Genomic DNA, 10,317 nt, shown 5'->3' on the forward strand with positions numbered 1-10,317 from the left:
GTAAACGAACTTCGACTACAACCAGTCTCATCTAACACCATCAACTGCCCCAGGCGGCCGGGTCGAAGGCAACCGGATCAGCGGGGACGCGCGGGATACGGGTCAGCGACCGCGGCGACCGCGGAAGCCCGCCGACATCGCTGCCGCGCCGCGTCCGGTCCCGTGAGCGGCCTGGATGGCTTGCGGGCGGACGACCTTCGGCGCGACCGGCGGAACCGGCTCGCCGGCGATCGAGCGCAGCAGCGCCGATCCGGGAGTGACGGCGGCGGTCAGCGGAACGACCGCTGCCTTCCGCATCAGGTCGCGGACAGCAGCTGCCTGGGCCGGAGTCTGGAGGGTGATCACCGTGCCGGCCGCCCCGGCCCTGGCCGTCCGTCCTGACCTGTGCAGGTATGCCTTGTGCTCGGCCGGCGGATCAGCGTGGATGACAAGGTCGATGCCGTCCACGTGGATACCGCGGGCAGCGATGTCCGTCGCGACGATGACTCGCACCACGCCGGACGCGAAGGAGGCGAGATTCCGTTCTCGCACGCCCTGCGACAGGTCGCTGTGCAACTCGGCAGCCGGGATGCCGCTCGTGGTCAGCTGGCGGGCGAGCCGGCGGGCGGCATACTTGGTCCGGGTGAAGACGAGCGACCGCCCGCCGCCGCCCGCGAGGGCAGTGACCACGCCGACCCGGTCAGCCGGCCCGATGGTCAGCAGGTGGTGGACCATCGCGACCGGCACCTCAACGGGGCTGACGTCATGGTGTGCCGGGCGGTTCATGAAGCGCCGCGCCAGGACATCGACGGCGGCGTCGAGCGTCGCGGAGAACAGCATCCGCTGGCCGCCGGGCGGCGTCATGTCAAGCAGCCGCCGCACGACGGGCAGGAATCCGAGGTCGGCCATGTGGTCCGCCTCGTCGATCACGCTTATTTCCACGTCGCCAAGGTGACAGTGGCCCTGCTCGATGAGATCGGCCAGCCTGCCAGGACACGCGACGACGATATCGGCGCGGTCGCGAAGCTTGGCCACCTGTGGCTTCTGGGGCACTCCGCCGTAGATCGTCGCAACGCTCAGCCCCGTCGATTCGGCGAGCGGCGCGAGGACGGCATGGACCTGGCTGGCGAGTTCCCTGGTCGGCACCAGCACCAGGCCGCGCGGACGGCCGGCGCTCGTGTAGCCGTCGGTCAGTCCCGCGGCCAGCGGGATGCAGAAGGCGAGGGTCTTGCCGGAGCCGGTCTGCCCTCGGCCAAGGATGTCGCGGCCAGCCAGTGCGTCCGGCAGCGCGGCCGCCTGGATGGGAAATGGCGCGGTGATGCCTGCCGCGGCGAGCGCGGCCACGAGCGGCGCCGGGACACCCGCCGCTGCGAAGGAGACGGCGGGCAGGGCGGCCGCACGGTTGGCGGGGCCGCGCCTGCCACGCTGGGCTGACGGGCGACGTTCGGCGGGCAGAACGGACAAGAGAGAAACCTCCGGAGTAGAGTGGCCGCGTTTCGAAGGCCACCACGTCCGTGGAGACCAGCTCGCTCATCAGCAGCGTACGACCGGCGCGCCGGAACGGCTGCGCCTGAGTGTGGTTGGCAGCGCCGGGCTACCGTCAACATAACCTGGTGCTTCAGTGATTTGGCTAGCCTATGGCGGGCCGCGCCCCGGCGGAGAACAGCCGGCGAAGACGGCTGGCGGTCGCGGCGACGATAGGCGAGTAGGTGAGCGGCTCCCTGTCGAGAACGGACAGCAGGGACCGGGCGGCCTGGACCAGAGCCGCGTGGCTGGTACCCGTGTGGGCCTGCGCCAATGCGCGCAGGGCCGGGGAGAACCGGCGGCGCGGGTCCGCGTCACGCCAGGCGTCGGCGCTGGCGAGGAGGGCGGCGACGGCCGAGTGCAACTCTCCGCTGTCGGCGCCGGGTTCGGCCTGCGCCTGGGCGGGCAGCGCATGTGCGGCCAGTACCGCCGGGCCGGTCCCGGGAAGGGCCGTGTAGCCGCCCGGCTTCCGGCCGGCCACCGCAGCCTGCACCGTGGGGTAAGCCGCAAGGTGCCGACTGAGCCCGGTGACGGTCAGGACCCTGGCCACCTCGGGCCGCAACGCCGCCAGACGCAACTCACCGCCGAGCAAGACCGCGCGGCGCTTTGTGCTCACCAGCACCGCGAGGCCGCTGGCGTCCGTGTGCCGAACCGCGGACATGTCGATGACGAGCCGGCAGGCACCCGGACGGACCAGGCTCAACAGCCGTTCCCGCGCAGCGGGCGCCGACGTGATGTCAAGGTCGCCCACGAGGGTGACGATGACGGCACCGTCGGGGGCGGTTAGCGCGGTAAGGGTTATGGGGCCGGCGTCTTCGGCCACGGGATGGGTCACAGTGCCTTCCGATCAGGTGGATGGCTTCTCCTTGGCCCCCGGACGAATCGCGTCCTTGGCCCGACAGGTCAGTCAGCCGTGAAGTGCCATCGCGCGCATCATGGCCGGCGTCTCGCTGACACCGCCGAGCGCGTGAAGCCGCCGGAAGCGAAAACGACCGCCGCCAGTGACTGACGTTCAGCACCATGAGCCTACACTAGTAGGAGAAAACTAGCAATTCTTTTCCGGAATTTTGCCACTTACTATCGCGCACCTGGCGGTGGCCGCGCAGAACTCGCGCGACTTCAGACAGGTTCCGGCTCGGTGCTAGCGGGTCCGGCATCCTGGACCCCGAGGAGAGCAAGCAGATCGCCGATGGCGAGCCGCCTGTCGACCGACTCCGGCACCGGACGCTGAGCCTCTACGCGGTAGCGGTTCCGGCGGCCGCCCTTTTCCTTGACGATGTACCCGGCGACGGCGAGGTCGCTGACGATAGCGAATGCGCTGCGCTCGGTGATGCCGACGGACACGGCAATATCACGCAGCCGTACGCCCGGGTCGCGGGCGATGCACAGCAGTACCCGAGCGTGGTTGGTCAGAAAGCCCCAAGTCGGCATGCGCGGAAAATACCACATTTTTTCCAGAATACTCTTGCTGGTTTCTGAGTGCGGGGATGGCATGGTCCCGCTGCGGGCCCCGGCGCGTTCCTGATCCGGTCAGCTGCGCTGGTACTGAGTTACGCTAGTGCCGCGTCGACCATGCGAGGCCGTGGAAGTCGCTCAGCCGCTGCCCTGGCCACTGAGGGCACGCGAGGCCGTTCAAGCCCGCCTCTGGTGCGCAGTGAGATTCTTCCGAAGCCGCTCCGTGCGCGGCCCGAGCGCAACGGCCTCAGTTCCTTGAGGTGCCCCGATGCGCCTTTCGGTCACCTGCAGCGGCTGTCCGATAACGTCGGCCTGCTCCAGCACGCCGACGGCGTGGTGCCACTGCACACGGACGGCTACAGCGTCGATGACGTCGCGCACGGCCTGCTGGTGATATGCAGAGAGCCGTCGCCGCCGCAGGAACTCGTCGTCCTCGGCCGCCGCTATCTCTACTTCCTGACGCAGGCGCAGGAACTCGGCGGGAAGTTCCGGAACCACCTGGGCTATGACCGCCAGTGGCGGGGCCAGCCCGGGACCGAGGACGGCTGGGGCTGTGCCCTCTGGGCGCTGGGTACCGCCGCCACGCGTGGCCCGACCGCGGGGATACGCGAGGAGTCCTTCATGCGGTTCAGCCGCGGGGCGCGGGTCTCCTCACCGTCGGCGCATGCGATGGCATTCGCGGCGCTCGGCGCTGCCGAGATACTTGACTCCCGCCCTGGTAATCACGCCGCACTCGCGCTGCTTTACCGCGCCCACGTCGCTATCGGCACTCCCGCCGCGGACGCCGGCTGGCCCTGGCCCATGCCCAGGCTCAGCTACGCCAGCGCGGCTATCGCCGAGGCCGTCATCGTGTCCGGCCACTACCTCGGAGATGACCGGTTGCTCCGGAAGGGACTGCGCATGCTCGAGTGGCTGCTTGCCACCGAGACCAGGGACGGCCACCTGTCCGTGATATCCCGGCAGGGATGGAGTGCAGGCGAGGCCGCGCACCTGCCTGCCTCCGATCAGCGTCCCGCCGAGGTAGCCGCACTAGCCGACGCCTGCATGCGTGCGGCCACGGTCACCGCCGACGACACCTGGCTCGCCGGCGTGAGGATGTGCATCGCGTGGTTCCTCGGCGACAATGACGCAAAGGTGCCGCTACTCGACGATCGAACCGGCGGGTGCAGCGACGGCCTTACCGGCGTCGGGCGCAGCCGTAACCAGGGCGCCGAATCCACTCTCGCGATGATCGCCGTGCTGCAGCACGGCCGCCGCCTGGCCGCCGCGTCGGCGCGCACTTCCGTCGGGCAAGACGACTCGCCGCCGGGCGCGGGCATCAGAACTATCCGTGACTAGCGCCAGCACTGAGGTCTAGGGTGCATGACCATGGCAGAGATCGTGCTGCGCGTCCGCCTCATTGGCGGCGAGCACTTGGACGTCACCTACGAAGATGATGGAGGTCCCACGGACGAGATCGTGGGCCAAGTCATCTCGACCCTCGCGGAAGATAACGGCGTACTGCACTGCCGCCATGGCGGCCGCCTCATAGTGCTCTACGGCCGGGGCATCGCCACCCTCGAGATAGCTCCACGTGGCCCCGTCCTCTGACGCGGATCGGCCTCGTGCGCTGCCTGCGACCTTAGATGGGCCGGACGTGCTCGGCCTGCGGTCCCTTGTCGCCGCGGACCGCGGTGTACTCGACACGCTGGTTGTCTTGCAGGCTTCGGTAGCCGTCGGCCTCGATCGCCGAGTGATGGACGAATACATCCGGCGTAGCATCGTCGGGCACGATAAAGCCGTAGCCTTTGTCCGCGTTGAACCATTTCACTGTTCCCTGAGCCACTGCGCTCTCCTCCCGGAACGATCATCAGGATCCACGAGCGTGCATCCCGCGGCTGTGCGACCGCCCGTCCCTCCCTGGGAGGGATCTGGAATGCAGGCACCCGCTGTCAGAATTCGCAGGCGCTGTGACACGAGCACGAGATTCGACTACAACCGCTCTCATCTAACACCATCGCCTGCACTGCCACTACTTTTGACGCCGACGGCGAGCGTTACGCTTCAGTCCGGGCGGGTAATGAATCGGTGCGCCGCATCCGCTGCCGGAGTCGCTGCCACTACGGTGAACGTGCCCCACATTCCAGGCCGCACAGGGCCAGACGGCAGCGGAGAGGACCACGCAGATGACAGACGACATGTTCGCCGCCGCGTCCGGCCGGGAGACCAGCGCGCTGCGCTGCAGCGAGATCACTCGGACTGATCGCGGCTGGGAACGCTGCCACTGCGACGAGCATGACCCGAGTGCCCGGCATCACGTGCGGGACCGGTCGTGGCTTTCGACGGAGAACACGCCGCGGTTGCGGATCGGTCAGCCTTGCGGTGCGGCTTGCACCTGGCCAGATCTGGTGATTACGTACCGTAGCGGGACGGGCCGGAGGGCATGACGGCGAGGACATCGCTGCTCAACGGGCTTGACGCAGAACCGAACGGCCCGCATAGCCGAGAATTCCCAGCTAGCGGGCCATTTCCGCATTTGGTGGCAGGTGTTGGGTTCGAACCAACGTAGGCTGAGCCGACGGTTTTACAGCCCTATCCTCCTAGCCGAGGCTGGTGCCGTTGACCAGCGCGGACGCCGTCCGAGGCTGTTTTCCGGGCCGCCCCGTCCGCTATGCGTCCGTGCGCTCGGGGCCGGTGACGAGGTGACGCACGGACGGGCACGGACGGCGGCGCCGGGAGGCTGCGCCTTCACGCCCCGATCCGGGCCTTTCTGGCCTTTGACCTGCCGCGTTCAAGATGCCTTCTCGCTGTCGCCGTCTTCCTCGTCCATCGGTTCGGGCTCGGTGTCCTTGGTGCCGAGGGCGTCGGTGATGCGCTGGTTGGCGGCGTCGGCCTGCCCGTCGATGCAGTGCGCGTAGATCTTGAGCAGGATGGCGACGCCGTGCCCGGCGCGCTGGGCGACCTCGGTGGCGGGCACCCCGGAGTTGAGCCACAGCGAGACAGCGGCGTGGCGCAGGTCGTAGGGGCGGCGGCCGAGCGGGAGCGGTACTGCGCCTCGGTGAGGGTCGTCTTGCGGGCCTCGGCCCATACGGCGCTGTAGGCGGAGTCCTGGATGATGCCGCCTCGGGTGGTCTGGAAGATCCGCCCGTCCGGGGTGGTCCCGTACTTCTTGATGTGGGCGCGGAGCAGCCGGACGAGTTCGGGGGGGATGGGGATGGTGCGGGTCTCGTTGTCGGCGCGGTGCTTGAGGCCGCGTTCCTGGCGGGCGGTGCCGTGGTCGGTCCAACTCCTTCCGGCGCGGGAGGCGGAGGCAGCCAGGACGATCCTCCCCCACCCCTTGGCCGGCAGGTACAGGTCACTCTCGCGGAGCATGACCGCCTCCGACGGGCGGAGCGCGGCGTAGTACAGGCAGGCGTAGAACGCCTCCAGGTGCGCGCCCCGGTCAGACAGGCCGCGGACGGCGGCCAGGAGCTTCCTGGCCTGGGCTGGGCTGACCACGACGCGCCGGTCGACGGTCTGGGCGACGGCGGGGGCGGTTCACTGGATGCGGTCGATGGGGTTGGAGGCGAGGCGGCCGAGTTCGACGGCGTAGCCGAGGGCGTTGTAGAACACCGACCGCTTGCGCCGCTGAGTCGACCCGGCGGCCGGCTTGCCGTCCAGGGTCCTGGCGCACGCGCCGAGCGCGAGCCGCACGGTGGCCGGGTCGTCCAGCGCGGTGACGGGCAGCGAGGCGCGGGCGGCCCAGCCGAGGGCGAGGACGATCTCGCGCGGCGGGTCGGTCTCGCGGGTGGCGGGGTTGAACGCCCAGGCGAACAGCGCCCGGCGTAGCACCCTGGGCTCGGGCGCGCGCCCTTCTCCTTGGCGGTGAGGGCGATGGTGACGGTGACCAGGGCCTCGGCCACCGACCGGCGGGAGACCAGGGCGAGGCTGGCCCATTGGCCTCGGCGTAGCTGCGGGCGTGCTCGTACCAGGTGACGATCTCGCCGTCGGTGGTCTCGGCGGCTGGGAGGTAGGTGCGGGGGCTGAAGGGCCGCCGGTCGCGGGCGGCGTCCTTGAGGCCGTCGAGGAACCCGTCGGCGAGGGTCTTGTTCTTAAACGACTTGCAGTGCTCCTGGCCGTCGACGGCCCACCGGACCCGGTAGCGGCCGCCGCTGGCGTTGTCGGCGATCTTCTTGTTGTCCCAGAACCTGACGTCGTAACCACCAGCGGGGCGAGCAGGTTGCCGAGATAGCTGCCATCACCGGGATGCGGGACAGCCACAAGATGCCACCGACGGCGAGCAGCGCACCCGAGACGATGATCGGACGGTACCGGTCCGGACGAACATCTTCGTCGCCACGGTCGTCCGCCCAGATCTTCCCGCTGGCCGAGTATGTGGTTACTGACCGGGTCAGGGTTGGCCCCGCGGTCGTGAAGGTCTCGCTCCATTTCGCGTCGGGATGACTGACCCCGACGTCACATCGGTTCAGGCGGAACGGGAGTGAGGATCTCCATGAGGTGACCGTCGGGGTCGCGGAAGTAGGTGCCGCAGCGGCCGTTGCTGGTGTAGGTCTGGCCGGGCTCGCGGCAGGCGGGGTCGGCGTAATGGGTGATGCCCTGATTCCGGATTCGGGAGAAGGCAGCCTTGAATTCCTCCTCGCCCAGCTGGAACGCGTAGTGGTGCTCGTCGACGTGGTCGTAGCGGTCGAAGTCCAGGCTGACCCCGTTGGCCAGCGTGACGGGCGTGAAGTGCGCGAGCGGAGGATCGACGGGCAGGCCAAGGATTCCGGCGATGAACTGCGCGGATGCCTGCGGATTGCTGGCGGGGACGATGGTGTGGTTCAGTTCGATGGCCATGACTGGATCTTTCCGTTGGCGTGCGATGGTCGCAGAGAACGCGTGAGCGGCAGGACGGGCACCGGCCGGCACGCGGTGCCGGGCTGATGGCTGCCCGGCTAAGCGGGATGGGTTCGGGTGAGCAGGACGACGGGCAGTTCACGGTCGGTCTTGGCTTGCATCTTGCCGTAGGGGGGATATGCCTGGACCAAGTCCGGCCACCGCTGGGAGCGTTCGGAGGCTCGTAGGATCCGGGCGTGGAAGGGTTCGGTCTGGTTAGCGTGGCGGATGGTGACCTGGGCGCTGGCCGCGATGTTGCGCAGCCATAGCGGCTGGGTGGCCGCGCCGCCGTTGCTGGCGACCACGAGCCAGTCCGCGCCGGAGGGAATGCCGATCACTGGTGTGCTGTACGGCCGGCCCGTCCGCCGCCCCGTGGTGGTCAGGATGAGCAGCGGGTGTCCTCCCATGCGGCCAAGGATCCGGCCGCTTCCGGCGGCGAGGATCCGGCGGTGGGTACCGGTGAGGACGCGGATAAAGCGGCGGTCGCTGTCTTTGATGCGCCGCCCGCTGCTGCCGTTGATCAGTGGTGGCGGGGTCGGGGATGCTGCCATGGCTGTGGTTCTCCTGCCGGTGGCCGGCGAGTGCGCGCCGGGCTTGTGCGGGCTATGGGATGTTCTGCTGCAGGAATGTGAGCAGCTCGCCGGTGACCTCATCGGGTCGTTCTTGCTGGATCCAGTGGCCGCAGCCGGGGATGACCACGGTGCGCAGCTGGGCGACGGCTTGTTCCATGGGTGTGCGGTCGATGAAGCGGGTGGCGGTGTCGCGTCCGCCCCCGACGAACAGAGCGGGCTGGGTGATGGCCGCGCCGCTGAGCCGGCCGAGATCGGCCCAGTCGCGGTCGAGGTTGCGGTAGCGGTTGAGCGCGCCGGTGAACCCGGTCCGCCCGAATTCGGCTGCGTAGTAGCCGAGGTCATCGTCGGCCAGCCAGGCGGGAAGCTGCCTGGGTTCGGGGATGGGATCAAGCAGGCGGGAGCCAGCTGGAAGACCGCCGAGCAGCCGGGGAGCCAGGTCTTCGGGGGCGTCGCCGGAGAGGCCGTAGAACATCAGGCGCAGGGTGCGGGCGACGTCGTGCTCCAGCTCGGCCTCCGCCAGCCCGGGCTCCTGGAAGTACAGCGCCCAGTTGAGGTGCTCCCCGGCCATCTGGCCCAGCATCCGCAGAGGTGGCTCGGGCGGGCGCGGCTGGAACGGCACGCTGAGCGCTGCAACCGCGGTGATCCGGCCGGGGTGCAGCTGGGCGCATGCCCAGGCTATGTTGGCTCCCCAGTCGTGCCCGGCGACCACGGCATGGTCGTGGCCGAGAACGTCGATAACGCCGGTCACATCCGCGGTCATCTGGATCATCGCGTAGTCCTCGACTGCGGGCGGGGCGGTGGTGCGCCCGTAGCCGCGCAGGTCCGGGGCGACGGCGTGATAGCCGGCATCAGCCAGTGCGGGGAGCTGGCGGCGCCAGGAGTACCACAGTTCGGGGAAGCCGTGCAGCAGCAGGACCAGCGGGCCGTCTCCGGCCTCGGCCAGGTGGATATCGATGCCGTTGGCGTGGACGGTGCGGTGCGTGACGGCGGGTACGGACTGGCTCATTGCGGTGCGTCCTGCCCGGCCTGCGGGGCCGGGCCGGGGAGGGCCGGCGCGCCGCGGGTGCCGGCGATGAAGCTCAGGTGGATGACGGCGAGCTTGCGGGTCCCGCCTTCGCTGACGATGACCAAGGTGGCCCGGGCCGCTTCAGGGACGGGGCGGTCCTGGTAGGTGCCGGCGCTGGTGTGCCGGGCGGTGACCACGGTGACCTCGCCGTGCCCGTCGGCCTGGACCTGGTCCAGGCCGAAGCTGGTATAAGCGAGGTCGCCGGCCTGGTGGCGGGCCAGCCAGGCCGTCTTGGGCAGGATGAACCCCATCGGCCCGACCCCGTAAAAACCCGCAGTGAGCAGCTGGTCGAGGGTGCGGACGTCGCCGGCCTGCTCGGCGGTGGTCCATGCGGTGAGGAACGCGTCGGTCTGGTCGGTCATGGCGATCTCCTTGGTGCCGGGACCCGCGCGTGTCACGACAGTGCCACTGCGGCGAGGAACAGCGCGAGGTCGATGGTGATGTGCATGGCGATGGTGGTGACGGTGCTGGAGGTGCGGTGCCGGACCCATCCGGCGGCCAGCCCGTAACTGAGCACGAGCGGGACCAGGACCGGGTAGTAGGCGTGCTCGGCCGTGAACAGCACCGCGGTGATGGCAACGGCCACGGGCACGGAGGCACGGCGGCGCAGCCAGCTGTAGATGGCGCCGCGGAACAGCAGCTCCTCGGCGGTCCCGGTCAGGAACAGGAGCCGGATGACGATCAGCGCCCAGGTCAGGGGGGTGGCGGTGGCCAGCCGTGCCTCGTCGCTGCCGGCGGCGACGACGGCCCGCAGGGTCGCCGGGACACCGCCGCTGAAGGAGCTGAAGGCCAGCGAGACGCCGATCCCGGCGGCCACGGCCACGACGAGCGCGGTCAGGGACAAGCCCAGCTGCCGCGCCGCCGGAC

Annotated in this window: 13 protein-coding genes; 2 read left to right on the top strand and 11 right to left on the bottom strand. The window is 69.5% G+C overall.

Going from position 1 to position 10,317, the window contains the following annotated elements; translation table 11 throughout:
• Positions 1 to 102: 102 nt before the first annotated feature.
• The 3 genes from WA805_RS11425 to WA805_RS11435 form a co-directional block, all read right to left on the bottom strand.
• On the bottom strand, positions 103 to 1,443 hold the full coding sequence (locus WA805_RS11425) for a DEAD/DEAH box helicase (RefSeq protein ID WP_425242328.1): 1,341 nt from the start codon (positions 1,441 to 1,443) through the stop codon (positions 103 to 105).
• A gap of 166 nt (positions 1,444 to 1,609) precedes the next feature.
• On the bottom strand, positions 1,610 to 2,338 hold the full coding sequence (locus tag WA805_RS11430) for an STAS domain-containing protein (RefSeq protein ID WP_422337499.1): 729 nt from the start codon (positions 2,336 to 2,338) through the stop codon (positions 1,610 to 1,612).
• Positions 2,339 to 2,622: 284 nt separating this feature from the next.
• On the bottom strand, positions 2,623 to 2,997 hold the full coding sequence (locus WA805_RS11435) for a helix-turn-helix transcriptional regulator (RefSeq protein WP_422272521.1): 375 nt from the start codon (positions 2,995 to 2,997) through the stop codon (positions 2,623 to 2,625).
• A gap of 216 nt (positions 2,998 to 3,213) precedes the next feature.
• Between WA805_RS11435 and WA805_RS11440 the strand changes: the two genes are divergently transcribed.
• Together WA805_RS11440 and WA805_RS11445 are read left to right on the top strand one after the other, a co-directional pair.
• Positions 3,214 to 4,296 (top strand): glycosyltransferase, encoded by a 1,083-nt coding sequence (locus tag WA805_RS11440; protein WP_425242329.1) that lies wholly within the window; start codon positions 3,214 to 3,216, stop codon positions 4,294 to 4,296.
• Between the two features lie 30 nt (positions 4,297 to 4,326).
• Complete coding sequence (locus WA805_RS11445; RefSeq protein WP_422272517.1) at positions 4,327 to 4,548, top strand: hypothetical protein; 222 nt, start codon at positions 4,327 to 4,329, stop codon at positions 4,546 to 4,548.
• 31 nt (positions 4,549 to 4,579) lie between these two features.
• On the opposite strand, the gene WA805_RS11450 is transcribed toward WA805_RS11445, so the two are convergent.
• The 8 genes from WA805_RS11450 to WA805_RS11485 all read right to left on the bottom strand — a co-directional run.
• Complete coding sequence (locus WA805_RS11450) at positions 4,580 to 4,783, bottom strand: cold-shock protein (protein ID WP_422272515.1); 204 nt, start codon at positions 4,781 to 4,783, stop codon at positions 4,580 to 4,582.
• Positions 4,784 to 5,728: 945 nt separating this feature from the next.
• A complete protein-coding gene (locus WA805_RS11455) occupies positions 5,729 to 6,025 on the bottom strand; it encodes a hypothetical protein (RefSeq protein WP_422272513.1) in 297 nt (98 codons plus the stop codon).
• Positions 6,026 to 6,474: 449 nt separating this feature from the next.
• Complete coding sequence (locus WA805_RS11460) at positions 6,475 to 6,768, bottom strand: hypothetical protein (RefSeq protein WP_422272511.1); 294 nt, start codon at positions 6,766 to 6,768, stop codon at positions 6,475 to 6,477.
• A gap of 624 nt (positions 6,769 to 7,392) precedes the next feature.
• A complete protein-coding gene (locus WA805_RS11465; protein ID WP_422272509.1) occupies positions 7,393 to 7,773 on the bottom strand; it encodes a VOC family protein in 381 nt (126 codons plus the stop codon).
• Positions 7,774 to 7,871: 98 nt separating this feature from the next.
• The gene (locus tag WA805_RS11470) at positions 7,872 to 8,363 is read right to left on the bottom strand and encodes a nitroreductase family deazaflavin-dependent oxidoreductase (RefSeq protein WP_422337503.1); all 492 of its coding nucleotides are present in this window, start codon (positions 8,361 to 8,363) and stop codon (positions 7,872 to 7,874) included.
• 52 nt (positions 8,364 to 8,415) lie between these two features.
• A complete protein-coding gene (locus WA805_RS11475; protein WP_422285845.1) occupies positions 8,416 to 9,390 on the bottom strand; it encodes an alpha/beta fold hydrolase in 975 nt (324 codons plus the stop codon).
• On the bottom strand, positions 9,387 to 9,812 hold the full coding sequence (locus tag WA805_RS11480; protein ID WP_422337504.1) for a nuclear transport factor 2 family protein: 426 nt from the start codon (positions 9,810 to 9,812) through the stop codon (positions 9,387 to 9,389). Before WA805_RS11480 ends, WA805_RS11475 begins: the two co-directional genes overlap by 4 nt.
• 32 nt (positions 9,813 to 9,844) lie before the next feature.
• A partial coding sequence (locus WA805_RS11485) for a lysostaphin resistance A-like protein (protein ID WP_425242330.1) occupies positions 9,845 to 10,317 on the bottom strand: 473 nt, incomplete at its 5' end.

It is taken from the genome of Trebonia sp. (assembly GCF_049794275.1).
Classification (GTDB): domain Bacteria; phylum Actinomycetota; class Actinomycetes; order Streptosporangiales; family Streptosporangiaceae; genus Trebonia.